We start from the raw sequence: 25,686 nt of genomic DNA on the forward strand, positions 1-25,686 counted from the left end.
CCCCGAGATATGGTTTTGAGCACTTGAAGGGCTCACCCAGAGGCGCAGGCTTGTTCCTATCGTCGGTCTAGCCAGATGCATTCTTTATCGGCGCTTGGGTGAAAGGAGGAGGGGCGAAATCTCCCACGGATCTGTACTGCGCTAACAGTCAGAATCGAGCCTTGTCCCTCCTCCTCCCTTCAAGTCCTAGCATACAAGCGAGCCTGCTCGCGATGGCGGTCTGTCAGTCACATTGATGGTGAATGTGCTGCCGCTTTCGCGAGCAGGCTCGCTCCCACAGGTTGTTTTGCGCTGATTCGGATAACTAAGGCGGATCAAGCCGATCCAGCGCCCGATTCACCGCCAGTTCCCCGAGCATGATCACCTGCGCAATCCCCAACAGCGCATGGCGACTTGTCCCCTGCAGATGATCCACCAGATCGTTGGCCATGACATTGGCCGAAGCCAGCGATTCGCACGCATGCACCAGCAGGGTTTCGGTACTGAGTTCGGGATTGACGATGAACATGGAGCTGGGTTTGCGCGGGGAGGCCATGATGTTGGCGCCCGGGTTGAGGTAGTGATTGAGCGCGCGTTCGGCGGCTTCGTGGAATTGTTTGGAGTCGGGGTTTTCGTACGGGGAGGCCGGATCGGATTCCGGCGGATTCGGAGTAACTTTGAACATGATTTGGGTCCTGTAAGTATGAGCTACCACCGCTTCTCTACTAATAAGAAGGGTGGTAGCTGTGCGCAGGTTAGTAGACCGGGGACCCAAGGAGCCGGCGCGCCCGAGGGCGCCCTGCACACAGCCACCATAAAGTGCAGGGATGGGATGCCTGACTGTTTGATGGGCTATGCGCCTTGAGTAACCACGGGCTACTAAACCCGATCACTGGAAATCAGTGACCCGAACCAAGTTACCGACACCCCCCAAGGCGCACAAGCCGGCGGATTCTGGCGTACCTGTAGGCAACGGCGCAAGGCGTTGTGGCTTTCATGAAGTAACCTGTAGGCTGCCTAAACAAGCACTGCCGGGAACATCTTCCGCATCCCGTATCGGCTATGTATGATCGGCTTCGGCCCGATGCTGCCCGCCGCTCGCTCCCGCTGGGAAAGGTGAAAGCATTTCCTTCTTCTACAAACCCTGTCACCTCTCTTGACGGTCGAGGTTTGGCAATGCGAGCACCAGAGCATCTCGGCTACAGGAGCAGTCATGTTTTCAATCGAGCAAGCCAAGCAAATGGCCAGGCAGTTGCGCGTCTCGCTGGAGGAGCGCAATCAAGTGGTGACCCATTCCACCGCGCTGGAACTGGTCGCGCAGCAACTGGGCTACAAGGACTGGAACACCGCGTCAGCGACGCTTGCCCAGGCAAGTACCCCGTCCACGCCGGCTGCGACTTTCGACAAACCGATTCCAATCCTGCGGATGTTCGACGAAGCCAAGGCGCGTGAGTTCTATCTGGATTTCCTGGGCTTCAGCGTCGAGTTCGAGCACCGCTTCGAGGCTGATCTGCCGCTGTACCTGGGCATCAGTCGCGATGGGCTGCAATTGCACCTTTCCGAGCATCACGGCGATGCCAGCCCTGGCTCGACGGTATTCGTGCCCATGCAAAACATCGAGCTGCTCAGGGATGAATTGCAGGGCAAGCGCTACGGCTACGGACGCCCTGATATTGTTCAGCAGGGCTGGGGCAAGGAGCTGCAAGTCTACGACCCGTTCGGTAATCGGATTCGCTTCTGCCAATATTGATCAGGCGGTGCGAACCGGGGTGACCCGGTTCGCTTTCAACCACGACGATTCGCCCCCTGTATTAAGGATGGACACGGTATGACCACGCAGGACACTTCGCTTCAAGACATCGCCGCACCTGAAGGCGTTTGTTATGGCTGCGGTAGCCAGAACCCGCACGGGCTGCACATCAAGAGCTTCTGGCATGAAGACGGGGTGCATGTCGTGGCGCAGCATATGCCGGATGACAAGTTTTGCGGCTGGCCGGATCTGGTGTACGGCGGTTTGATCGCGATGCTGGTCGATTGCCACTCCAACTGGGCGGCGATGGCTTATCACTACCGGGCAGAACAGCGCGAAGTGGGCAGCTTGCCCCACATCACCTGCGTCACCGGTAACCTGGGCATCAAGTTCATCAAGCCCACCCCGATGGGGGTACCCCTGACACTGCGTGCCAGAGTCGAGGGCGATGTCGGGCGCAAAAGCCGGGTCATTTGCGAGGTCTTCGCCGGGGATGTCCTGACCGCTGTCGGGGACTCCACTTTTGTCCGCGTCGATACCGGGCAACTCAGAGCCGACGCGCACAGCCATACGTCGCAAGCAGAAAACGGAACCGGGCCGCTGTAGGAGCAAGCTCGCTCCTACAAGTGGCCCGGTCTGTGGTTGCGGATGAAGCACTCAGCCATCAGTACTGCGCGCGCAAGCTTAGGGTCAGGGTGCGCGGGTCGCCGTAGAAGTTGGTGCCCCAGGAGGCATCGACGCGGTCGTAGTACTTGCGGTCGAACAGGTTGTTGGCGGTCAGTGTCGACGACAGGTGTTCGTTGAACTTGTAGCCGACCTGCGCGGTAGCGATGGCAAAGCCGCCTTGCTGGAACTTCACGTCACGCTGGTAGTAGGTGTCGCTGACTACACGCACGCCACCGCCAACGCTGAAGTCCTTGAGCGGACCGTCGGTGAACTCGTATTTGTTCCACAGGTTGAAGTTGTGCTTGGGCGTAATGGTGCTGAAGGTCTTGCCTTTGTTGGCCTGATCGCCGTCCAGAAACTTGGTGGAGGTGTAGGCGTAACCGGTGACGATGCTCCAGTTCTCGGTCAGGTTGCCGCTCAACTCGGTTTCCCAACCCTGGCTGCGGGCCTTGCCTTCGGTCATGTAGGCACCGGAGGTGTTGTCGTATTCGGCGCGGTTTTCATCGTAGATGCGAAAGGCGGCGATGCTGGCATTCAGGCGTCCGTCGTAGAATTCGCGCTTGAGGCCGATCTCGTACTGCTTGCCTTCGCGCGGGCCGACCGGCTGGCCGTCCGTGCCGATTTCGCTCTGCGGTTTGAACACGCCGGTGTAGCTGAAGTAGGTCGACAGTTGCGGGGTGATCTTGCCGATGATGGCGCCGTACGGCACGACTTTGCGGTTGATGCTGGTGTGGGCTTCACCGAAGTTGTTGAAGAAGGCGTTGGCGTTCTTCGCATCGCTTTCGTACCAGGTTACGCGGCTGCCCCCGATGACATCGAGCCAGTCGGTGACATTGAACTTGGCACGGGTGTAGACACCGTACTGATCGGATTTTGACCAGTTGCCGTTGACGTGCGCATAGTCGTTGTGGGGAATGTCGATGCTGCCCGGATCGAACACGTTGATCGGGAAGTACTCGCCGCCGCCGTAGGTGAAGTCCTTGTCCAGGTGCTGGTACTCGGCACCCAGGGTGAACTCGTGCCGGCGATTGGCGAATTCGAACGGCGTGGTGACGAAGCTGTCGACACCGATGGTCTTTATGTGGGTGTAGTAGTCGTAGGCCACGGCCCAGCTGTCACCGGTGGCCGGGTCGACCGCGCCGTCGGCCCAGGTGAAGTTACGCTGCGGGGTTTCGGCGTCGCGGTAGGTCAGGGTGGTCTTGAACTGACCGCCGTTGTCCAGTTCGTGGTCGAGTTCGGCGAAGGTTTCCCAGACTTTTTCGTTGAGGGTGTTCCACTTGGCGTCGACGAAGGTCGAGCGCGGCACGTCGAGCAATGAGCCGTCGGCGTAGGCCGGCAAGCCGAAGGCCGGGGTGGAATGGTTCTGCTGGTAAGCGCCGCCGACCGACAGGGTGGTGGCCGGGTCGAGGTCGAATTCCAGGCGACCGTAGGCCATCGGACGTTCGTTCTGCGCGTAGTTGACGAAAGACTTGTTGTTTTCGTAAGCGGTGATGAAGCGACCGCGCACGGTGCCCTGATCGTTCAGCGGGCCGGTGACGTCGACCATGGAACGGTAGCGATCGTAAGAGCCCGCGGCCAGTTCGCCACCGAGGGCGAATTTGCTCAGGGCGCGCTTGCGCACCACGTTGATCGTACCGCCGGGTTCACCCGCGCCCTGGTACAGGCCGGACGGGCCACGCAGCACTTCGATGCGGTCGTACATCGCCAAGTCGAAACTGGTGGCCATGTCGCCCTGGCCGGTGGGTTGCGAGACGCCGTCGACCTGCACCTGGTCGACGAGGAAGCCACGCATGAAGATGTCATTGAGGCTGGAGCCGGAGTTGTAGGTCTTGATGGTCACGCCGGTGACCTGACGCAGGGCGTCCTGCAGGCTGTTCAGGTTCTGGTCGTCCATGCGCTGGCGCGTGACGACGGACACCGACTGCGGGATGTCCTTGACCTTGATGTTGCCTTTGCCGATGGTCACTTCATCGCTGGTATAGGAGTGCGTGCCTTCAGTGGTCGGCCCCAGCGCCACGCCGGTGATGGACGTCGCACCCAGTTGCAATGCACTGGAGTCACCGGCCGCTGGCACCAGCGACACGGTGTTGCCATTCAACTGAAAATTGATGCCGCTCCCCAGCAGCAAGGTTTTCAGTGCCTGTTCCGCTTCCATGTTGCCGGACACCGCCGTTGACTTGATGCCGTTGACCATGTCCTGGCTGTAGAGAATCTGCAGGTTGGTCTGCTGGCCCAGTTGGCGCAATGCACTGGCCAGCGACTGAGCCGGCACATTGACGTTCACCGGGGCGGCCTCGACCTGGGACGTACCCAGCAGCAACAGGGTCAGCAGCGCGCCCGGCACGACCGTTCGGAATTTCTTTTGCCGTTCGATGGCTAATGCCAACGGTGCGCGGGACAGAGTAAGGCTTTGCATTGCTCGAATCGCTCCACAATGGTGTGTGCAGTGTTTTAGTTAATGATAATTATTATTAGACGTACCACTTTGGCTAAACCGGAAAACAAACTTCAAAAAACAATGATTTGCGTGCGGCAACGGCGTTCAGGCGGTTGCGCGCTCGGTGACGACCCGGCCCGATTCCATGCGCACCAGTTGATCGGCCATGTCGAAGTAGCGGTCGTCGTGGGAGATGACGATGATGGTTTTGCCCAGGCGTTTGAGGTCTGGCAGCAGCTCGGTGTAGAAGATGCGGCGGAAGGTCGGTGGTGGTGAAGCTGCCGTCCCTGACGCTGACCTTGTGCGCAATTTCCAGGCGTTGCAGGTAGGTATTGGCATCTTCGGGGATGTGCTGGTCGCCCTGGACCACGTCATCGAACAGGTAGTAATCGGCAAAAATCGTGGTGAACAACTGGCGGTAGTCGTCGCGATTGTGCGCATCGATGCCCTGACCTTTGAGCCGGATTTCCCCCTGTTGTGGCGCGTAGAGCCCCAGCAGCAACTTGATCAGCGTGGTCTTGGCGCAGCCGTTTTCGCCAACGATGAAAATGATGTCGCCTTGCTCGATGGTCAGGTTCACCGGGCCCAGGCGAAACGCATCACTGCCCGGTGCGGCCGGGAAGGTGTAGCTGACGTTGTCCATTGCAGATGGTTGACCACGGTCGGCCGGGTACCGTTGTCGTTGAGCCGCAGGTGCGGCTCGGGCGAGGAAAACTGGCTGGACAGCTCCGCGATCGAAGGTGTTGATCGAGCGCACTTGGGTGTTACAGATGAAATCGGCGGAGCCCTGGATGCCGGTGTCGATGGCAATCGCCAGCACCATCATCAGCCGGTGGCTGCGGTAGCGCTCGATCTGTTCGATGGGCGCCGAGAGTACTTTTTCCCCCAGCGCTTTGCGCAGTTTGGCAATGACGTGCCGCCGCCTTCGCGAGCAAGCTCGCTCCTACAGGGCCCATGGCTAATTAGCGGGCAAGTTGAAGCAGTACTTTAAATCCATATGAGAATTACTATAAATTGCGCGTCTCGAACTGCCACTATCGTGCCACTGTGTCATTCAGCGGTTGCCGAAACGGCTCAAGGACAGAAACCGCACTCCTGTGCGGATGGGAGTCATGTTGGAAAACTACTATCGCGAGCTGGTGTGTTTCCTGAACGCCAGGCTGGGCAACCGCCAGGTGGCCGAAGATGTGGTGCATGACGCTTACCTGCGCGTGCTGGAACGCACCAGCGAAGCGCCGATCGAGCAGCCCCGGGCGTTTCTTTATCGCACTGCATTGAATCTGGTCATCGATGACCATCGACGCAACGCCTCACGTCGGGCCGAGCCGCTGGACGTACTCGACAGCGAAGAACGCTACTTCACGCCTTCGCCGCACAAGGTCCTCGATCACGGCCAGCGCCTGGATATGCTCCAGCGGGCCTTGGCGGAGCTGCCACGGTTGTGCCGCGAGAGCTTCCTGTTGCGCAAGATCGAGGGCCTGTCCCATCCGCAAATCGCCGAGCAACTGGGTATTTCCCGTGCGCTGGTCGAAAAGCACATCGTCAATGCCATGAAGCATTGCCGTGTGCGGATGCGCCAGTGGGACGCCCAGTGATCCTGCGCGGCTCGGCGCTCAAGCCGGCCGACGACAGCCCCTTCGTCAACGAAGTGTTCTCGCCGGAGTTCACCGACCTGGTGTTCCAGCAGCCAAAAAGCGAGCGCGAGCGACTGGTGAACGAGTACCACAACACCAACTATTCGGTGGTGGACATCGATCTGATCGAGCGCATCTACGGCATCTTCTATCGGCAGAAGGTCTCGGGCATCGCCCGTCATGGGTTCCACATCCTGACCACCCTCTCAAAGGCCACCGCCAACGAGCGGGGCATCGAACTGGTGTTGCACAACAACGCCACCGGCGAAGTCTCGGTGCGCCACTACGACGCCGTGGTGCTGGCCACCGGCTACGAGCGGCAGATGCACCGCAAACTGCTGGCGCCGCTGGAAGAGTACCTGGGTGATTTCGAGGTCGATCGCAACTACAAGCTGATTACCGATGAACGCTTCAAGGCCGGCCTCTACATGCAGGGCTTTTGCCAGGCCAGCCATGGGCTGAGCGACACCTTGTTGTCGATCCTGCCGATTCGTGCCGATGAGATCGCCGGCTCTTTGTATGAGCACGGCAAGCATCGCGGGCATGGACGGTCGGTGGTGGATCTGTTGTTGGCGACGGCCAGCTAGGATCTTCAGCGCCTGTCAGACCGCCTTCGCGAGCAAGCCCGCTCCCACATTTTGGCCTGTGTTCGCAGATCAAGTGTGGGAGCGGGCTTGCTCGCGAAGGGGCCAGAAAGAACACCGCAAATTTTGATTCCTGAACCCTTCCTGAAGAACCCCGCGATTCCCCCTGCAAGCTTTTGTATCGGGTTTACTCTCCAAACATCGGGGCGTAAGCTTCGCGCGTTTTCATCCATTACGGAGACCCACAGTGGGTACTTGTTCGAGTGACAGTTGTCGGCCGGTCTCGGTAACCGGCATTTTCTCGGCAAGATAACGCGCAGTCTCCTGTGTCGTTGTCTCGCCGAAAAGCGAGCAGCGGCATCCCGATCATGGCCAGTCCCGGCCGTGTCCCGACGTCCCTCTCATCGACGCTGAACAGTGCGTGGTTTCGACTTTTTGTCGTGGCCGCCGCTCTATCGACACGCCTGTCATTCGTGACCGGCGCGCCAGGCCTTGCTTTGCCGGTTGTTCCGGCGGCAGCGGCGTGGACCTGCCTGCTCGACGGTTTCCCGGCTGACCAAAGGGGCACCAGCCATGAAACTTACCCTCAAGGAATTCTTCGCAGGTTTCCTGCGAAACCGCCACATCGTCCGGCACTTCCGTCGCCTGGCGTTGCTGGAAACCTTCACCGACACCACGGTCAGCCGTGAAGTCCCGCCCACCCTGGCGCAAACCCTGGTGGCCGCTGCCGGCAGCGACACCGGTCAATTGCTCAACACCCTGGGCAGTCACACCGACGGCTTGAGCGAACTCGAAGCCGATGCCCTGCGCGAGCAATACGGCCTCAACGAAGTCGAGCACGAACAGCCGCTGCCGTGGTGGACGCACCTGTGGCACTGCTACAAGAATCCATTCAACCTGCTGCTGACGTTACTGGCGGTCATCTCCTGGCTGACCGAAGACATGAAAGCCGCCATCGTGATTTTCTCCATGGTGGTGCTCTCGACCTTGCTGCGTTTCTGGCAGGAAACCAAATCCAACCAGGCCGCCGATGCCCTCAAGGCCATGGTCAGCAACACCGCCACGGTGATGCGCCGTGACCTTGAGGACCGCGGCGCGCAGCGTATCGAATTGCCGATCAGGCAACTGGTGCCGGGCGACCTGATCGTGCTGTCGGCCGGTGACATGATTCCCGCCGATTGCCGGGTGCTCAGCGCCAAGGACCTGTTCGTCAGCCAGGCAGCGATGACCGGTGAATCGATGCCGGTGGAAAAGTTTCCCCGTCAGCAGGACTGCGACACGCTCAATCCGCTGGACCTGGACAACATCCTGTTCATGGGCACCAACGTGGTGTCCGGCACGGCCATGGCGGTGATTCTTACCACCGGCAACAGTACCTATTTCGGTGCCCTGGCCCAGCGGGTCGGCGCCACTGACCGGGCGCCGACTTCGTTCCAGACCGGGGTCAACAAAGTCAGCTGGCTGCTGATCCGCTTCATGTTCGTGATGGCGCCACTGGTGTTGTTCATCAACGGTTTCACCAAGGGCGACTGGACCGAAGCGCTGCTGTTCGCACTGTCGATTGCCGTGGGCCTGACCCCGGAAATGCTGCCGATGATCGTCACCTCGACCCTGGCCAAGGGCGCGGTGTTCCTGTCGCGCAAGAAAGTCATCGTCAAACGCCTCGACGCCATCCAGAACTTCGGCGCCATGGACGTGCTGTGCACCGACAAGACCGGCACCCTGACCCAGGACAAGATCTTCCTGGCGCGCAACGTCGACGTCTGGGGCAACGACTCGGATGACGTGCTGGAAATGGCCTACCTCAACAGCTACTACCAGACCGGCCTGAAAAACCTGCTGGATGTGGCGGTACTCGAACACGTCGAAATCCACCGTGAGCTGAAAGTCGGCACGGCGTTTCGCAAGGTCGACGAGATCCCGTTCGACTTCACCCGCCGGCGCATGTCGGTGGTGGTGGCCGAGCGCGATCAACCGCACCTGCTGATCTGCAAGGGCGCGGTGGAAGAGGTGCTGGCGGTGTGCTCGCGGGTGCGTCACGGCGAAGTCGATGAAGCTTTGACCGAGGAACTGCTGGCGCGAATCCGCCAGGTCACTGCCTCGTTCAACGCCGAAGGCTTGCGGGTGGTTGCGGTAGCGGCACGGCCAATGGTCAAAGGGCGCGACACCTACAGTCTGGCCGATGAACAGGCACTGACACTGATCGGTTACGTAGCCTTTCTCGATCCGCCGAAAGAAAGCACCGCACCGGCCATCAAGGCCCTGGCCGCCCATGGCGTGGCGGTGAAAGTGCTGACCGGTGACAACGAACTGGTGACCGCGAAAATCTGCCGCGAAGTCGGCCTGGAACAGCAAGGCCTGCTGATGGGCAACGACATCGAACGCATGAGCGATGCCGAGCTGACGAAGGCGGTGGAGACCACCAACGTCTTTGCCAGGCTGACGCCGTCGCACAAGGAGCGCATCGTCCGTCTGCTCAAGGGCAACGGCCATGTGGTCGGTTTCATGGGCGACGGCATCAACGACGCCCCGGCCCTGCGCACCGCCGACATCGGTATTTCGGTGGACAGCGCCGTGGACATCGCTAAGGAAGCGGCCGACATCATCCTGCTGGAAAAGAGCCTGATGGTGCTGGAGGAGGGCGTGCTGGAAGGGCGCCGGACCTTCGCCAACATGCTCAAGTACATCAAGATGACCGCCAGTTCGAACTTCGGCAATGTGTTCTCGGTGCTGGTGGCCAGTGCGTTCATCCCGTTCCTGCCGATGCTGCCGATGCACCTGCTGGTGCAGAACCTGCTCTATGACATTTCGCAGATCGCCATCCCGTTCGATAACGTCGATGACGAAATGCTCAAGCAACCGCAACGCTGGCAACCGGCGGATGTCGGGCGCTTCATGCTGTTTTTCGGGCCGATCAGCTCGATCTTCGACATCACCACGTTCGCCTTGATGTGGTACGTGTTCGATGCCAACACCCCGGATCACCAGACCCTGTTCCAGTCCGGCTGGTTCGTGGTCGGGCTGCTGACCCAGACACTGATCGTGCACATGATTCGCACGCCGAAGATCCCGTTCTTGCAAAGCCGCGCGGCCACGCCGTTGCTGGTGATGACCGGGTTGATCATGGCCGTGGGGATTTTCCTGCCAATGGGACCGCTGGCGCATTACTTCAAATTGCAGGCGTTGCCGTCACTGTACTTCGTGTTCCTGCCGGTGATCCTGCTGGCGTACATGGCGCTGACCCAGGCGGTGAAGGGGTTCTACATTCGCCGGTTTGGCTGGCAATAATGCTGCCAGCATGAGCTTTGTGGCGAGGGAGCTTGCTCCCGCTCGACTGCGTAGCAGTCGCAAAACCGGCGAGCGAGGTCTGCTGGAGGTACCGCATTGTCAGGTTTTGGGGCCGCTTCGCTGCCCAGCGGGAGCAAGCTCCCTCGCCACAAGGGTTGTGTGTTTCTCAAGGAGTTTTATATGCAAGCCGTCAACAACCTCAACCTGACCTCCCTGCTCGACACCCTGGTCAGCCTCAGCGCGGCCTTCATCCTCGGTGGCCTGATCGGTTTCGAGCGCCAGTACCGGCAGCGCACCGCCGGGCTGCGCACCAACGTGCTGGTGGCGGTGGGCGCGGCGATTTTCGTCGACATGGCCAACCGGCTCGCCGGTGCCGAAGGCGCCGTGCGGGTCGTAGCCTACGTGGTTTCCGGCATCGGCTTTCTCGGTGCCGGGGTGATCATGCGCGAAGAGGGCAATGTGCGCGGCCTCAATACGGCCGCCACGCTCTGGACCTCGGCGGCGGTCGGTGCCTGCGCCGGTGCCGACCTGCTGGCCGAGGCGCTGCTTGGCACCTTGTTTGTGCTCGCGGCAAACACGCTGCTGCGGCCGATCGTCAACAACATCAACCGTCAGCCGCTGGATGTGATTTCGGCGGAAGTCACCAACATCGTCTACGTCATTGCCCGGCGTACGCAGCAGAAAACCGTGCTGGCCTTGCTCGAAGCTGAGCTTGCGCGCTGCAACTATCCGGCCAGCGATGTCGATGTGCACGCCTTCGGCACGGATGAAATTGAAATCGAAGCCACCCTGGCGACCACCTCGGTCGATGGCGATGAACTGGATGCGCTGGTGGCACGGATTTCGACGTCGACCCTGGTGGTGCAGGCGTTCTGGAGTCCGAGTACCACGGAGTAAAGGCCAGGGTTTCCCTGGCACGAGTCAGACTAACCGGCATTTATTTAGGAATATTCCTACATAAACCTAGGGCGGTCTTCCGTAGGCTTTGCGACCTCTTGAAACCGACATCCTTTTGGAGGTCACCTTGCCGAACAAATCCTTGCGCATCCTGATCGCCGATGCGCAGCACTTCAACCGCCTGCGGATCGAGCGGCTGTTCAACCAGCTCGGCTACTTCCGGGTGGCACCGGTTCAGAGCCTCGACGAGCTCCTTCCACTGGTGGAGTACGGTTGCGAGCCTCTGGATCTGGTGCTCGTCAATGAGGCGATGGCCCGCGGAGCGCTGGACCTGTTCAATTACTTTGCCAATAACCCGCAGGTCCATCACGCGTTTATCTTCAATGAACAGCAGACGCAGTTGCAGCCAGTCGTGGGCAAAGTCCAGCTCAGCCAGGCCGCTCTGCCTGACCTTGCGTCAATTACGCAGTTGATGAGCGTCGTTGATCGTCGGTTGCCGTTTGTCGGAACTGTCATTTCTGTCAGGTAGTTCCTTCCAGCCCTCCATGCAAAAGTCTATGCGCAGCGTTGTGCCCAACCGCTGCGGTATCTGGAGGGCATTTTTTGCCCGATCGTGTTGTTTTGCACGGGAGTAGTCATGAAGTCAGCACTGATTGTGGAAGATCATCCGGTGGTTCGCTCCATGATCAAACTCGTACTCAAGGGTGAAGGGTTCGAGCAGATTTACGAGGCCTCCCGAGGCGATAAGGTCCTGGCGTTGATCCGGGAACATCAACCGGATGTCCTGTTGCTTGATCTGGGCCTTCCCGGTGTGGCGGGGCTTGAGGTGATGGACCGTATCAAGGCCGAAAACACGCGATGTCGAGTGGTGGTGTTCACCTCGCTGGAGGCCCAGTTCTATCAGGACCGCTGCATGCGTGCCGGGGCTGTTGCCTATGTTTCCAAGAGCAAGGACCTGGATGACTTGACGGCGGCGGTGAACTCCGTAATGGCCGGCTACACCTATTTCGCCCAGCTCCCCTCGAGTTCCGTGTCGATGGGGGATTTGCAACGCAGTGAAAAGCAGTTGATCGACAGTCTCTCCAATCGTGAGTTGACCATTCTGCAGTATCTGGCCCGGGGCTCGAAAAACCTGGAAATCGCCGAGATCATGCACCTGAGCTACAAGACCGTCAGTACCTACAAGACCCGACTCATCCTCAAGCTCAACGTGAGCTCATCGGTGCACTTGAGGGATTTCGCCCTGCGCAATCATTTGATCTGAATGAATGCTCTCCGACGACTGGCAGGTGGGGTGCTGATCGGCCTTCTTCTATGGGCATCGACGGTCTGTGCACAACAGTCGTTGACCCTTTTGGGACGCTCGAGTGCCGAAGGCATGAGCGTCAGGTTGTCGGAAACCGAGTTGCGCTGGCTGCAGCAAAAGGGCCGATTGGTACTGGCGGTCTCGGCGCCGGACTATCCCCCCTTCGAGTTCAACACGGCGGGCAGGGTGTTCGAAGGCGTGACAGCCGATTACGCCGGGTTGCTCGAACAATTGTTGAACGTCGTCATTGAGGTTCAACGTTATCCGTCGCGGGCCGCCGCGGTGCAGGCCATCAAGGAAGGGCAGGCAGACCTGCTGGGAACGGCCAATCGATTTGAAGCCGAAGATCCACAGCTGCAGATGTCCAGTGCCTACGCTGTCGATCAACCGGTGCTGGTCACGCGCACCGATTTCCCTCCGGTGCTCGACCCGACACTGGCGGGCAAGCGGCTGGTGATGCTGTATCACTACTTGCCCGAATACAGCGTGCAACAGTTCTATTCCAAAGCGCAGGTCCAGCTGTTTCCCTCGACACTGGCGGCGATGGGCGCCGTGGCGTTCGGCCAGGCCGATGTCTATCTGGGCGATGCGATCAATGCCCATTACCTGATCAGCAAGAATTACCTGAACAACGTGCAACTGACGGACTTCTCGCCCATGGAGTCCGGGCGTTTTGCCTTTGCGATGGCCCGCGACAACGTTGCGCTATTGCGTGTCGTCAACAAGGCGCTGGCGGTCATCACCACCAATAAACAAATGAACATCCTGCGTCGTTGGGGGGCAAACGGGGTGTCTATCCCCGGCACACAGTCATTGCAATTGAGCGTGGCCGAACAGCACTGGCTCGAACGCCACCCGCGGGTGAGGGTCGCGATCAACGAAAATATCCCGCCGATTTCATTTATCGACAGCGAAGGCAAGTTTCGCGGTATTGGCATCGACGTGCTGACGAAAATCAGTTTGCGCACCGGCTTGCAATTTGACATCCGCGGCATGAAGTCGGTGGCCGAGATGATGACCGGCATCAAGAGCGGGCAGATCGATGTACTGGCCGGTATCGGTCTCAGTTCCCAGCGTGAAGATGAATTGCTGTTCACTCGCGCGTTCCTGAGCAGCCCTTCGGTGCTGGTGACCCGCGTGGCCGCGGACAGCCCCAGGGCGCTGGATGACATGGTGGGGAGAACCCTGGCGCTGACCCAGGGCAACATTGCCGGCGAGTACATTCGCCAGCATTACCCGCTGATCCAGCGGGTTGATGCGCCACTGTCGACGGACGCCATGGAAATGGTTGCCCAGGGCAAGGCCCATGGCGGCATCAACTCGTTGATCAGCGCCCGTTACCTGATTTCCCGGCAGTATCGCGATCGTCTGCAAGTGACCAGTACCGTGGGCACCGATCCCGCCCGAAGCACCCTGGCAACCAGTCGCGAGGCGACTGAACTGCATTCGATTCTGGACAAGGCGCTGCTGAGCATCCCTCCCGAGGAAATTGACGAGCTGACCCAACCCTGGCGCTATGACGCGATGGTCGAGCAGAGTTACTGGCTGCGACACCGGCAGGCGATCGTGCAAGCGTTTGCGGTGGCGGGTGTCTTGCTGTTGCTCGCGTTGGCCGGGATCGTCTGGCAGCGGCGGCAGATTCGCCAGCGTCAGCAATTGCTCGGGCAATTGCAGGAAGCCAAGGACGCGGCGGACGACGCCAACCGGGCCAAGACTACGTTCCTGGCCACCATGAGCCATGAAATCCGCACGCCGATGAACGCATTGATCGGCATGCTGGAACTGGCGCTGAAACGGGCCGATGAGGGGGAGACCGACCGCGCCGCCATCGAGGTGGCGTCCAACGCCGGGCAGCAGTTGCTGGATTTGATCGGCGACATTCTGGATGTCGCCCGGATCGAATCCGGGCATTTGTCGCTGGCGCCGGAGCGGGTCAATCTGCACGAGCTGGTGACGTCGGTCTGCCGGGTTTTCGAAGGGTTGGCAATACAGAAGAATCTGCAGTGGCGGGTCGAGTTCGACGACTACAGTGACCGCGATGCGATGCTCGATCCCACGCGCTTCAAACAGGTGCTGTCCAATCTGCTGAGCAATGCGATCAAGTTCACCCGGGAAGGCCAGGTGAGCCTGACGCTGCGAGTGCGGCCTCAAGCCCCGGCGCAGCTCGCCGTCAGTGTACGGATCGAAGACAGCGGCATTGGCATCAGCGCTTTCGACCAGCAACGCCTGTTCAGCCCGTTCGTGCAGGCGGGCAACAGCCAGCAGAGCGCCCGGCAAGGTTCCGGCCTGGGCCTGATGATCAGTCGTACCTTGTGCGAAATGATGGGCGGCCGCCTGCAGCTCGACAGTGAGCCTGGGCGCGGGACGCGGGTCGACATCAGCCTGGTGCTGCCTGCCCTGCAAGCGTTACCCGCGGGGGGCAAGCCCCTGGATCCGGCGCAGCTCACGACCCGGGCGTTGTCGATTCTGGTGGTCGACGATTATCCGGCCAATCGTCTGTTGCTTTCGCGGCAGCTGAGCTACCTGGGCCATCGTGTGGTGCTGGCTGAAGACGGGGCGCAGGGGCTTGCGCAGTGGCGAGGGCACGGGTTCGATCTGGTCATTACCGACTGCAATATGCCGGTGCTCAGTGGTTACGAATTGGCGGGCGCGATACGTGAGCAAGAGCGGGTTCAGGGGCTGTCGCCGACGCTGATTCTGGGCTTTACCGCCAATGCGCAGGCCGAGGAGAAAGCCCGGTGTCAGGCCGCGGGCATGGACGATTGCCTGTTCAAGCCCATTCGCCTGGTGGATTTGCAGGCGTGGCTGGCCCATCGGTTTCCCGGCGCCCCCCCAGCGGCAATCGACGACCCTGGCTTCGCCGAATTCGATTTGAGCGGGCTGGAACGCTATGCGGATGCGGACCGTGAGCTGATCGATCAACTATTGCACGATCTGGCGCTGACCAACCGCGAGGATCGCGTGCATTTGCTGGCCTTGCATGCCGGCGGCAATCGCCCGGGTTTGCAGGAGTTGGCACACCGGATCAAGGGCGGGGCGCTGATGGTGCGAGCGCTTGGCCTGGTCGAGTGTTGCGAACAACTGGAGCGGGCGTGCAATGACGGCCGCGCGGCACTGATCGACGACGCCGTCGACCAGTTGCAGCAAGCCATGGCCCGCCTGGACCAGCGTCTGGAGCAGGATTGAGGCTCAATCCCAATTCGGTGCGATGCCTTTGGGGCTGGTCAACCGGTGGCCGCGATCCAGCGTTGCGATCAAGGCCATGTCGGCCTCGCTCAAGGTCAGCTCGCAAGCCTTCAAGTTGCTTTCGAGGTTGGCCCGGCGCGTGGAAGACGGGATCACGGCGTAACCCGATTGCATGGCCCAAGCCAGGGTGACCTGCGCCGGTGTCGCGTGCAGGCGCTCGGCGATCTGCTGGATGAGCGGGTCCTTGAGAGCTTCACCGTAAGCCAGGGTCATGTACGAGGTGATGCCGATGCCCTGGCTGCGTGCGAACTCGACGACCTCGCGGTTTTGCAGGTAGGGGTGTAGTTCGATCTGGTGGGTGGCGATGTGCTCGGCACCAATGGCCGCGATCGCCTGTTTCATCAGGTCGATGGTGAAGTTGGACACGCCGATCTGCCGGGTCAGGCCCAGGCGCCTGGCTTCGAGCAGGGCGCCCATGAACTCTTCGACCGGCACTTGATCGTCCGGCGACGGCCAGTGGATCAGGGTCAGGTCCAGGCAGTCGGTCTGCAGTTTGCGCAGGCTTTCTTTCAGGCTGTCGATCAGGCGATCACCGGCCAGGTTGGCGACCCAGATCTTGCTGGTGATGAACAACTCTTCCCGGGCGATGCCGCTGGCCGCGATAGCCTCGCCGACTTCGGCTTCGTTCTCGTAGATTTGTGCGGTATCGATCACCCGGTAGCCGAGCGCCAGGGCGGTGCTCACCGAATCGATGACCACCTGGCCTTGCAAGCGAAACGTACCCAGGCCGAAGGCGGGAATAGACATCAATGACTCCAGAGGTTGCAGTGGGAATGGGCGGCAGTATCCGCAACTGCATCCGTGAGAAAAACCGCTGGATCGGCAAAGCAATGTTTACTGAAAATCAAGAATCATCCAAGAGGTCGACCCGGCCGCATACATCCCCCCATCAACTTGCCGCTTGCCGCTAAAAGCTTGCAGCTGCTTTCAGTCAATATCACTACGGCTGAATTCCTCCCCAAGAAAATCGATCAACGTGCGCACCGAAGGCAGCAACCCCCGGCGCGAGGGGAAGATCGCATGGATGACACCGCTCTTCGGTGCCCAGCCCGGCACCAGTTCCACCAGTTGCCCGGCAGCGATTTCATCGCGCACCACCACGCTGGGCAGGTGCACGATGCCGATCCCGGCGAGCGCCGCATGGCGCAAGGCCAACAGGTCATCGGTGACCATGCGCGGTGCATGCCGGATCATCGCGGTGCTGCCGTCGGCACCGAACAGTTCCCACTGATATTCGCGCTGCGCCGCGCCCCAGTGCAGGCTCGGCAAGCCGCTGAGGTCGGCCGGGGAGGCCGGTGTCGACAGGCGCGATAAAAAGGCCGGGCTGCCGACCACGCTCTGGGTGCTGTTGCCCAGCACCTTCATCACCATGTCGGTGTTTTCCAGCGGCGGAAAGCGTACCCGCAGGGCAATGTCGAAGCCTTCGTGAATCAGGTCGACCCGGCGATTGGTGCTCTCGATGAACAACTCCACCAAGGGGTACTTGAGCATGTAGCGGGTCAGCATCGGCCCGACCCAGGAATTGAGCAGCGCCGTCGGGCAACTGACACGCACCAGGCCCTGAGGCTCGGAGCGGTTGCGCTCGATCAGTTCGGCGGCGCTTTCCGCCTCCACCCGCATGGCCAGGCAGCGCTGGTAATAGGCCTGGCCGATTTCCGTCAATGAACAATGCCGGCTGGTGCGGTGCAGCAGGCGCACACCAAGGCGTTCTTCGAGTTCGGCAATGCGTCGGCTGAGCTTGGACTTGGGCATGTCCAGTGCGCGACCGGCCGCGGCAAAACCGTGATGCTCCACCACCTGGGTGAAGTAGTAGAGGGTGTTGAGGTCTTCCACCATCGTTCTCCAAATAGAACGCTAAAGCTGATTTTTGCAGTCTAGCGCAGCAAAGGTCACGGTTTTAAGCTTTGTCCATGGCTTCACTCACCTCATCAGGAGACACCATGAAAAACATCATCGGTATCTACACCAGTCCACGGACCCATTGGGTTGGCGACGGTTTTCCGGTTCGCACGCTGTTTTCCTACGACAACCTGGGCAAGCACATCAGCCCGTTCCTGTTGCTGGATCACGCCGGCCCCGCTGAATTCACCCCGACCAGCGAGCGACGTGGCGTTGGTCAGCATCCGCATCGTGGCTTCGAAACCGTGACTATCGTTTACAAGGGCGAACTGGAGCACCGGGACTCCACCGGCAGCGGCGGCAAGATCGGCCCCGGCGATGTGCAATGGATGACCGCGGCCTCGGGGATCCTGCATGAAGAGTTTCACTCCGAAGGTTTCGCCAGGAGCGGTGGCACCCTGGAGATGGTGCAACTGTGGGTCAACCTGCCGGCCAGGGACAAAATGGCCGACCCCGGCTACCAAACGATTCTCGACCGTGACATCCCGAGCATCGCCTTGAAGGACAACGCCGGCAGCCTGCGCCTGATCGCCGGTGAGTTCGACGGCCACAAGGGCGCGGCGCGCACCTTCACCCCGGTCGACGTGTGGGACATTCGTTTGAATGCCGGCAAGTTGCTCACCCTGGATCTGCATGAAGGGCGCAACACCGCACTGGTGGTTCTGCGCGGCACGGTTCAGGTCAACGGCCTGGAATCGGTGCGCCAGGGGCAACTGGCCCTGTTCGACCGCAAGGGCGATCAGTTGACCCTCGAAGCCAGCGAAGACGCGGTGGTGCTGTTGCTCAGCGGCGAACCGATCGACGAGCCGATCGTCGGTCACGGGCCGTTCGTGATGAACACCGAGCAAGAAATCCACCAGGCCTTCGCCGACTTCCAGTCCGGTCGCTTCGGCCGGATGCACGGTTAATTCGCAGCGCTTTTACACCCGACTCTACCCAGGATGAGTAGGCCGGTTTTCAGGCCAGGGATGGCTGTTGCCCAAAAGAAAGAGGAAACGCACATGAACACTGTCTACGCGGCCAACTTCAACGGCCAGAAACCGACCATCGACCCCAATGACAGCGCGATGCTGCTGATCGATCACCAGAGCGGACTGTTCCAGATCGTCAAGGACATGGACGTACCCCAACTGCGCGCCAACGCCATTGCCCTGGCCAAGGCCGCGACCCTGTTGAAGATGCCGGTGATCACCACCGCTTCCGTTCCCCAGGGGCCGAACGGGCCGTTGATCCCGGAAATCCACGAGGCCGCACCCCATGCGCAATACGTGGCGCGCAAAGGTGAAATCAACGCCTGGGACAATCCGGAGTTTCACGCGGCGGTCAAAGCCACCGGCAAGAAAACCCTGGTGATCGCCGGCACCTTGACCAGCGTGTGCCTGGCGTTCCCGTCCATCGCGGCGGTGCATGAAGGCTACAAGGTGTTTGCCGTGGTCGACGCCTCCGGCAACCACTCGAAACTGGCCACTGATCTGACCGTTGCCCGTTTGGCCCAGGCCGGGGTGGTGCCGATCGACATCATGGCTACGCTTTCTGAGCTGCAAGGCTCGTGGAACCGTCCGGATGCCGAGCAGTGGGCCGCTGTCTACGCCCAGGCCATGCCGCATTATCAATTGCTGATCGAGAGTTACCTCAAGGCTCAGCAAGTGGCGAACGAACACGAGGCGCTGGACTCCCAGCGCTGACCGGTGACCCCACGCCGATTTCCAATCGGCATCGATAACACGCGAGGACTACTGCAATGACTACTTCCTACAAGCGTCTGGACAAGGACAATGCCGCGGTTTTGATGGTTGATCATCAGGCGGGCCTGCTGTCACTGGTACGCGACATCGACCCGGATCGATTCAAGAACAATGTGCTGGCCCTGGCTGACCTGGCCAAGTACTTCAAGCTGCCGACCATCCTCACCACCAGTTTCGAAACCGGCCCCAACGGCCCGCTGGTGCCCGAGCTCAAGGCACTTTTTCCGGACGCGCCGTACATCGCTCGCCCGGGTCAGATTAACGCCTGGGACAACGAAGATTTCGTCAAGGCGATCAAGGCCACCGGCAAGAAACAACTGATCATCGCCGGTGTGGTGACGGAAGTGTGCGTGGCATTCCCGGCTCTTTCGGCCCTGGCCGAAGGTTTTGAGGTGTTCGTGGTCACCGACGCGTCCGGCACTTTCAACGAACTGACCCGCGAATCGGCGTGGAACCGAATGACCGCTCAGGGCGCGCAACTGATGACCTGGTTCGGCCTGGCCTGTGAACTGCACCGCGACTGGCGCAACGACATCGAAGGGTTGGGCACGCTGTTCTCCAACCATATTCCGGATTACCGCAACCTGATGACCAGCTACAGCACGCTGGCCAATAGCAAGTAACTTCGGCATCACGCTTCCCCCCTGTGGGAGCGGGCTTGCTCGCGAAGACGGATTCACGTTCAGCATTTTTGTTGGCTGACACACCGCTTTCGTCGGATCGCCGCCCGGAGCAAGCCCGCTCCCACAGGTTTTTTTGGTGTCTAGCCAGACGTGTTCATCCTGCCAAATCAATTGCTCCTACACTATGGCCAATCTGTGCGATCTTCGCGTTATTAGCCCTGGCTGGAGTTGCTTGATGCTGTCTTTCCTCACCGAACACCCATTGATCTGCGCCATGGTGCTGATCCTGATTGACCTCGGGTTGTGGCGTTTAATCGGTGACAACCGCAACCCTTGGAAGCTTCTGTTGCGGGTCACGATTTTCGCGCTATACAGCCTTCTGCTGTTCAACGAAGGCCTGAACCCGATGGAGCCGCCGCCCTGGGCCGACAACGTACCGTTGCACCTGGCGGCCACCGGATTGCAGATCGGCTGGTGGTTGTTCGGCGCGCGGATGCTGACGGTGCTGATCGGCGCGGTGATGATGCAACGGGTGGGGCATACCGGGCGATTGCTTCAGGATTTGCTCGGTGCGGTGATTTTCCTGATCGCGATCATTGCCGCCCTGGCCTATGTGCTCGATCTACCGGTCAAGGGCGTGCTGGCGACGTCCGGTGCGTTGGCGATCATTGTCGGCCTGGCCTTGCAAAGTACCCTCAGTGACGTTTTCTCCGGGATCGTCCTGAACACCACCAAACCCTATCAACTGGATGACTACATCTCCATTGATGGCATGGAAGGCCGGGTCACCGACATCGACTGGCGTGCCACGCGCCTGCAGACCTCCCAGGGTTGCATGGCGGTGATTCCCAACTCCCTGGCCGCCAAGGCCAAGATCATCAATTTCAGTCGGCCGAGCGATATGTTCGGCATCTCCGTTTCGTTGGAAGTGAGCCCGCACGCGCGGCCGAACACGGTGATCGAAGCCCTGGAGCGGGCCATGCAAGGCTGCCGCTTTCTGCTGGAGACACCGTCGCCGAGTGTCGGCATGAAAAGTGCGAGCAACACCGGAGTGATCTATGAAATCAGCGGGTTTGTCGCGTCGATGGACGAGAAGCGTTCGGTGCGCAATCAACTGTTCGACCTGGCCTACCGGCACTTGCAGGCGTCCGGCGTCAACCTGCTGTCGAGCGTGGAGCCCAATCCGCCAGGCAACCTGTCGCGGGCCCGGGCGTTGCTCGACAGTTCGCCGATTTTCTCCACCCTGCGCCAGGAAGAGAAAGACACTTTCAGCCAGAACATGACCTTGCAATCATTCCGCGCCGGGGAAACGATCCTGGAGGCGGGGGAGGTCAGTGATCACTTGTTCATCATCGAGTCCGGGGTGGTGACGGTGACGCTGACCCGGCACGGCGAACCTTTCGAATCCGGGCGCATGGGGCCGGGTGAAGTGATCGGCGAGGCCGGGATACTGGCCGACAGTTCGGTGCCTGCGCGGTTCATCGCCAAGACATTCTGTGGCCTGTACCGCATCGAAAAGTCCTACCTCAAGCCGTGCCTGGATGCCCGTCATGACATCAGCGATGCAATGAAAACCTTGCTCGATTACCGGCTGCACAAGGCGAAAACCCTGACTCAGGACCTGCCGGTGGCGGTGGCGAAAAAGGGCTTTTTGCAGTGGTTGCGCAATCGGGCGTGAATGGCCGCTGCTCCGGGCGGCGATCTGGTGGTGCAGGCCAAGTGATGGGAACTCTCAAATAGCACTTTCTTTCAAGAAGGCACCGCAGTGGCCTCCTCGACTTCTGAAAGATTGGCTATTTGTGTAAACCGGCCAGGGGACTAACGTAGTGACACACCCACTTGCCCTGGAGCACGCCATGAAAACCCGTATCGATTTCTACACTGCGTCCCCTGATGCCCTCAAGGCGATGATCGCCCTGGAAACAGCGGTGTCGAAGCTGCCGCTGGAAAAAAACCTGATCGAACTGGTCAAGCTGCGCACCTCGCAAATCAACGGCTGCGCCTTCTGCCTGGACATGCACAGCGCCGATGCACGCAAGGGTGGTGAGTCCGAGCGTCGCCTGGCCACACTGTCGGCCTGGCGCGAAACACCGTTCTTCACCGAGCGTGAACGCGCCGCACTGGCCTGGACCGAATCCCTGACCCTGATCAGCCAGACCCATGCCCCGGACGAAGACTATGAACTGGCTACCGCCCAGTTCGATGCCAAGGAAATGGTCGACCTGACCGTCGCCATCACCACCATCAATGCCTGGAACCGCCTGGCCATCGGCTTCCGCAAAATGCCCCAGGCCTGACCCGCACAAGCATCAATGAGCATCGGCACTCGGCGCGGCCGGTGGTTGCACCTTGCGCATCAGGGGCACCATCGCCGTGGCAATAATGAAGCAGACCATGATCATCAGGAACGCGTCGCCATAGGTTTGCGTCTGGGCTTCGCGGTAGGTCAGCAACCATAGCTGATGCAGGCTGGCGGTGACCCCGGCGTCACCGCTCTGACCGAGGGCAGCGAAGTTGTTGCCGACCTGGGACAGCCATTGGTTGAGCGCCTCGTTGGTGCTGTTGAGATTCTCCGCCAACCGGGTGAAATGCAGGTTGGTGCGGTCGTTGAGGATGGTCGCGCAGGCGGCAATGCCGATAGCCCCGCCCAGGTTGCGCATCAGGTTGAACAACCCCGACGCATGCTTGAGCCGTGCCGGCGCCAGGCCGCCGAGGGTCAAGGTCACCGTCGGCGGCACCGCCAATTGCTGGGCAATCCCGCGCAGGGCTTGCGGCAGCATCAATTCCCTGGCCCCCCAGTCATGGGTGATCGGGCTGAAATCCCACATCGATAACGCGAGCAGCCCAAGGCCGGTCATCATGATCCAGCGCAGGTCGATGCGATTGGCCAGAAAGGCGTACAGCGGAATCGCCATGATCTGGAACACCCCGGTGGAGAAAACCGCCAGACCAATGTCCAGCGCTCCGTAGCCACGCACCCGGCCAAGGAACAGCGGCGTCAGGTAAATCGTGGCGAACAGGCCGATACCAGTGACGAACGAGAAGAAACAGCCAAGGGCGAAATTGCGGTCCTTCAAGGCGCGCAGATCGACAATCGGATTGGCCGCGTGCAAGGTCCGGCCGATGAAAGCCAGCCCGGCCAGGCCGCTGATCCACGCGGTGGTCAGGATCGTGCGGTCGCTGAACCAGTTCCAGCGCGGGCCTTCTTCGAGGGTGTATTCCAGGCAGCCGAGGAACAGCGCCAGAAACACCATGCTCAAGTAATCCGCGCCTTTGAGCAGCGACAGTTCCGGCTGGTCGATTTTTACCAGCATCGGCACGGCCACGGCGACAAAGATGCCGGGGACCAGGTTGATGTAGAACAGCCAGTGCCAGGACGATATGTCGGTGATCCAGCCACCGATCACCGGTCCCAGGGTCGGTGCCAATGAGGCCACCGCACCGATGGTCGCGGCGGCGATCACCCGTTGTTTGCCGGTGAAGAACACGAAGGCCGTGGTGAACACCAGCGGAATCATCGAGCCGCCCAGAAACCCTTGCAGGGCGCGGAAGGCAATCATGCTCTGGATGTTCCAGGCCACGCCGCACAGCAGGCTGGTCAGGGTGAAACCCACCGCCGATGCGCAGAACAGCCAGCGCGTGGAAAATACCCGGGACAGCCAGCCCGACAGCGGGATCACGATGATTTCGGCGATCAGGTAACTGGTTTGTACCCACGCGGTTTCGTCGGTGCCGGCGGAGAGCCCGCCGCCGATGTCACGCAACGAAGCCGAGACAATCTGGATATCCAGCAGCGCAATGAACATACCGATGCACATGCTGGCAAAGGCGAAAACCTTCGTCGCCGTCGCCATGTTCGCGGCATTGAACGGTTGCGCCGGGGCGGCGAGGGCGCGGCTCATGGCGCGCTGGCCACGGCTGGCGCTTCAGGCTCCTTGCGCGTGTCCACTTCAGCGGTCACCGACAACCCCGGACGCAGGTGGCCGAGCACACTGTCGGGCGGGTCGAGGTGAATCCGCACCGGCACCCGCTGCACGATCTTGGTGAAGTTGCCGGTAGCGTTTTCCGGCGGCAACACACTGAATTGCGAACCGCTGGCGGGGGCGAGGCTGTCCAGGTGACCGTGGAATTCCTGCCCCGACAGCACATCGGCACGGATCACCACCCGTTGCCCAGGCACCATGTGCGCCAGTTGGTCTTCCTTGAAGTTGGCATCGACCCACAGACCGCTGGTCGGTACCACCGAGAGCAATTGCGAGCCGGCCTGGGCATAGGCGCCGACCCGGGCCCGGCGATTGCCGATCACACCGTCGACCGGTGCCTTCAGTTCGGTGTAGCCGACATTCAATTGCGCCAGGTCGCGCTCGGCCTTGGCCTGGATCAGGGCGGCCCGGGCTTGTTGTTTCTGGGTGTCGATCACATTCAACTGGCGCTGCGCGGCCAGCAGTTCAGCCTGGGCGCGGTTGCTTTGGGCCTGGGCCGTCTTGAACGTGGTGTTGGCTCGCTGGGCGCTTTCCACCGAGACGGCGTTGGTGATCACCAGTTTTTTGTAGCGGGCATCGTCATCCCGCGAACGGGCGGTTTCGGCACCGGCGGCGTCGATGCCGGCGCGGGCCTGGCCGATGACGGCCTGTTGCAATTGTTCGGTGGCGTCGAGGTTGGCCAGCAAGGCCTCCTGGGCGGCCACTGCGCCTTCGGCCTTGGCCAGGTTGGCGCGGTAGTCGCGCGAATCGAGACGGATCAGCACGTCGCCGGCCTTGACCTGCTGGTTATCGGCCACCAGCACTTCGTCGATGTAACCCGCCACTTTCGGCCCGATCACCGTCACATCGCCGCCGATGTAGGCGTCGTCGGTTTCTTCGATGAAACGCCCGGCGGTCCACCAATGCGCGCCATACACACCAGCCAGCACCAGTGCTGCGATGCCCACGGTTGGCAACAGCAGGCGTTTGAGCAGGGGAGGTTTTGCCGGTTTCACCGGGGAGTCCAGATCGGGTTCTACGGTGGACATGCTGGTCATGGAGGGATACCTGTCAGGGTGTCGGTAATTATGATGGCTGTAATATGACGTATGTAATATTTTGTGGCAAATGGTTTTTGCTGCCGGTCGTCAGGTGGAGTCCTGGTCAGAAAGACTCATTCATGGTCGGTGTCGAGATGCCGAGGATTCTTTTGCTGTTGTAGGTAGATTCTTAGGGCGTCGTGGCCTGCTGCATTATTCGGAAGCACCCTACACGCTTATTAGAAACGTCCTATATCAACCTTTTTTGCCTTCCTGAAAGCTGCCCAGCGTTTGAACGAGGGTGGCAACGAAGCCTCCCCGTCCGCTTCAAAAGCCAAGGGAGGCCTGATTTTGTCCAACACACCGCGCACCTTCTTCGACCACAGCCGCCACAAACTACAGATCGATGGCCTCGACACCCACCTCGACGTCCTCACCTTCGAGGGCCATGAGCACCTTAGCCAACCCTACCTCTACCGCATCGAATTCACCGCCAGCGACCTCGACATCGGCGCGGAAAAATTCATCGGCCAGTACGCCGAATTCAGCCTGTTCGCCGACCCCTCGACCCTGCGCGTGGCCTCTTGGGAAGTACCCAGACCGCCCAAGCCCCTGCGCACCGTCTATGGC

The 25,686-nt window shown here is 60.5% G+C and carries 19 protein-coding genes and 3 pseudogenes; 15 read left to right on the plus strand and 7 right to left on the minus strand.

What is annotated here, in order from left to right:
• Window positions 1-304 precede the first annotated feature (304 nt).
• Window positions 305-664 (minus strand): DUF6124 family protein, encoded by a 360-nt coding sequence (locus tag AC1DVE_RS29520; RefSeq protein WP_223456489.1) that lies wholly within the window; start codon window positions 662-664, stop codon window positions 305-307.
• Between the two features lie 528 nt (window positions 665-1,192).
• On the opposite strand from AC1DVE_RS29520, the gene AC1DVE_RS29525 reads away from it, so the two are divergent.
• Together AC1DVE_RS29525 and AC1DVE_RS29530 are read left to right on the plus strand one after the other, a co-directional pair.
• Window positions 1,193-1,729: a glyoxalase superfamily protein gene (locus AC1DVE_RS29525; protein WP_223456491.1), complete on the plus strand. Its 537-nt coding sequence runs from the start codon at window positions 1,193-1,195 to the stop codon at window positions 1,727-1,729.
• Window positions 1,730-1,807: 78 nt separating this feature from the next.
• Window positions 1,808-2,335: a PaaI family thioesterase gene (locus AC1DVE_RS29530; protein WP_223456493.1), complete on the plus strand. Its 528-nt coding sequence runs from the start codon at window positions 1,808-1,810 to the stop codon at window positions 2,333-2,335.
• A 58-nt stretch (window positions 2,336-2,393) separates the two neighbouring features.
• Here the strand turns inward: AC1DVE_RS29530 and AC1DVE_RS29535 are convergent, their stop codons facing one another.
• Together AC1DVE_RS29535 and AC1DVE_RS29540 are read right to left on the minus strand one after the other, a co-directional pair.
• Window positions 2,394-4,811 (minus strand): TonB-dependent siderophore receptor, encoded by a 2,418-nt coding sequence (locus AC1DVE_RS29535; protein WP_223456494.1) that lies wholly within the window; start codon window positions 4,809-4,811, stop codon window positions 2,394-2,396.
• Between the two features lie 126 nt (window positions 4,812-4,937).
• Window positions 4,938-5,751, minus strand: a pseudogene (locus AC1DVE_RS29540) (ATP-binding cassette domain-containing protein); the annotation flags it as partial.
• A 193-nt stretch (window positions 5,752-5,944) separates the two neighbouring features.
• Here AC1DVE_RS29540 and AC1DVE_RS29545 point away from each other — a divergent pair.
• From AC1DVE_RS29545 to AC1DVE_RS29575, 7 genes and pseudogenes are all read left to right on the plus strand, one after another.
• A complete protein-coding gene (locus AC1DVE_RS29545; RefSeq protein ID WP_223456496.1) occupies window positions 5,945-6,427 on the plus strand; it encodes a sigma-70 family RNA polymerase sigma factor in 483 nt (160 codons plus the stop codon).
• Window positions 6,424-7,053: pseudogene (locus tag AC1DVE_RS29550) on the plus strand (SidA/IucD/PvdA family monooxygenase); the annotation flags it as partial. The gene AC1DVE_RS29545 and the pseudogene AC1DVE_RS29550, both read left to right, overlap by 4 nt.
• 570 nt (window positions 7,054-7,623) lie before the next feature.
• Window positions 7,624-10,338 carry a magnesium-translocating P-type ATPase gene (mgtA, locus tag AC1DVE_RS29555; RefSeq protein ID WP_223537529.1) on the plus strand — a complete coding sequence of 905 codons (2,715 nt, stop codon included), beginning with the start codon at window positions 7,624-7,626 and terminating at the stop codon, window positions 10,336-10,338.
• A gap of 180 nt (window positions 10,339-10,518) precedes the next feature.
• Complete coding sequence (locus tag AC1DVE_RS29560; RefSeq protein ID WP_223456499.1) at window positions 10,519-11,235, plus strand: MgtC/SapB family protein; 717 nt, start codon at window positions 10,519-10,521, stop codon at window positions 11,233-11,235.
• Window positions 11,236-11,362: 127 nt separating this feature from the next.
• Window positions 11,363-11,764 carry a chemotaxis protein CheY gene (locus AC1DVE_RS29565; protein ID WP_223537532.1) on the plus strand — a complete coding sequence of 134 codons (402 nt, stop codon included), beginning with the start codon at window positions 11,363-11,365 and terminating at the stop codon, window positions 11,762-11,764.
• Between the two features lie 108 nt (window positions 11,765-11,872).
• The gene (locus tag AC1DVE_RS29570) at window positions 11,873-12,499 is read left to right on the plus strand and encodes a response regulator transcription factor (protein ID WP_223537535.1); all 627 of its coding nucleotides are present in this window, start codon (window positions 11,873-11,875) and stop codon (window positions 12,497-12,499) included.
• A complete protein-coding gene (locus tag AC1DVE_RS29575; protein WP_223456545.1) occupies window positions 12,500-15,727 on the plus strand; it encodes a transporter substrate-binding domain-containing protein in 3,228 nt (1,075 codons plus the stop codon).
• Window positions 15,728-15,730: 3 nt separating this feature from the next.
• On the opposite strand, the gene dkgB is transcribed toward AC1DVE_RS29575, so the two are convergent.
• Both dkgB and AC1DVE_RS29585 read right to left on the minus strand, forming a co-directional pair.
• Window positions 15,731-16,534 carry a 2,5-didehydrogluconate reductase DkgB gene (dkgB, locus tag AC1DVE_RS29580; RefSeq protein ID WP_223456547.1) on the minus strand — a complete coding sequence of 268 codons (804 nt, stop codon included), beginning with the start codon at window positions 16,532-16,534 and terminating at the stop codon, window positions 15,731-15,733.
• 180 nt (window positions 16,535-16,714) lie between these two features.
• A complete protein-coding gene (locus AC1DVE_RS29585; RefSeq protein WP_223456548.1) occupies window positions 16,715-17,623 on the minus strand; it encodes a LysR family transcriptional regulator in 909 nt (302 codons plus the stop codon).
• Window positions 17,624-17,727: 104 nt separating this feature from the next.
• Between AC1DVE_RS29585 and AC1DVE_RS29590 the strand changes: the two genes are divergently transcribed.
• The 5 genes from AC1DVE_RS29590 (at window position 17,728) to AC1DVE_RS29610 (ending at window position 22,351) form a co-directional block, all read left to right on the plus strand.
• Window positions 17,728-18,594, plus strand: a complete 867-nt coding sequence (locus AC1DVE_RS29590; protein ID WP_223533626.1) for a pirin family protein — start codon at window positions 17,728-17,730, stop codon at window positions 18,592-18,594.
• Between the two features lie 93 nt (window positions 18,595-18,687).
• On the plus strand, window positions 18,688-19,371 hold the full coding sequence (locus AC1DVE_RS29595) for an isochorismatase family protein (RefSeq protein ID WP_008049795.1): 684 nt from the start codon (window positions 18,688-18,690) through the stop codon (window positions 19,369-19,371).
• Between the two features lie 56 nt (window positions 19,372-19,427).
• Window positions 19,428-20,054, plus strand: a complete 627-nt coding sequence (gene ycaC / locus AC1DVE_RS29600) for an isochorismate family cysteine hydrolase YcaC (protein WP_095942550.1) — start codon at window positions 19,428-19,430, stop codon at window positions 20,052-20,054.
• 235 nt (window positions 20,055-20,289) lie between these two features.
• Window positions 20,290-21,732, plus strand: a complete 1,443-nt coding sequence (locus AC1DVE_RS29605; protein ID WP_223456552.1) for a mechanosensitive ion channel family protein — start codon at window positions 20,290-20,292, stop codon at window positions 21,730-21,732.
• A 178-nt stretch (window positions 21,733-21,910) separates the two neighbouring features.
• Entirely contained in the window at window positions 21,911-22,351 is a 441-nt protein-coding gene (locus AC1DVE_RS29610) for a carboxymuconolactone decarboxylase family protein (protein WP_046043133.1), read from the plus strand.
• Between the two features lie 12 nt (window positions 22,352-22,363).
• On the opposite strand, the gene AC1DVE_RS29615 is transcribed toward AC1DVE_RS29610, so the two are convergent.
• The gene (locus AC1DVE_RS29615; protein ID WP_477784397.1) at window positions 22,364-23,956 is read right to left on the minus strand and encodes a DHA2 family efflux MFS transporter permease subunit; all 1,593 of its coding nucleotides are present in this window, start codon (window positions 23,954-23,956) and stop codon (window positions 22,364-22,366) included.
• Window positions 23,953-25,074, minus strand: a complete 1,122-nt coding sequence (locus tag AC1DVE_RS29620; RefSeq protein WP_223537541.1) for an HlyD family secretion protein — start codon at window positions 25,072-25,074, stop codon at window positions 23,953-23,955. The genes AC1DVE_RS29615 and AC1DVE_RS29620 overlap by 4 nt, the downstream gene beginning before the upstream one ends.
• A gap of 333 nt (window positions 25,075-25,407) precedes the next feature.
• Here AC1DVE_RS29620 and AC1DVE_RS29625 point away from each other — a divergent pair.
• Window positions 25,408-25,686, plus strand: a pseudogene (locus tag AC1DVE_RS29625) (type VI secretion system tip protein VgrG); the annotation flags it as partial.

The organism is Pseudomonas sp. P4_B4 (genome assembly GCF_056402255.1).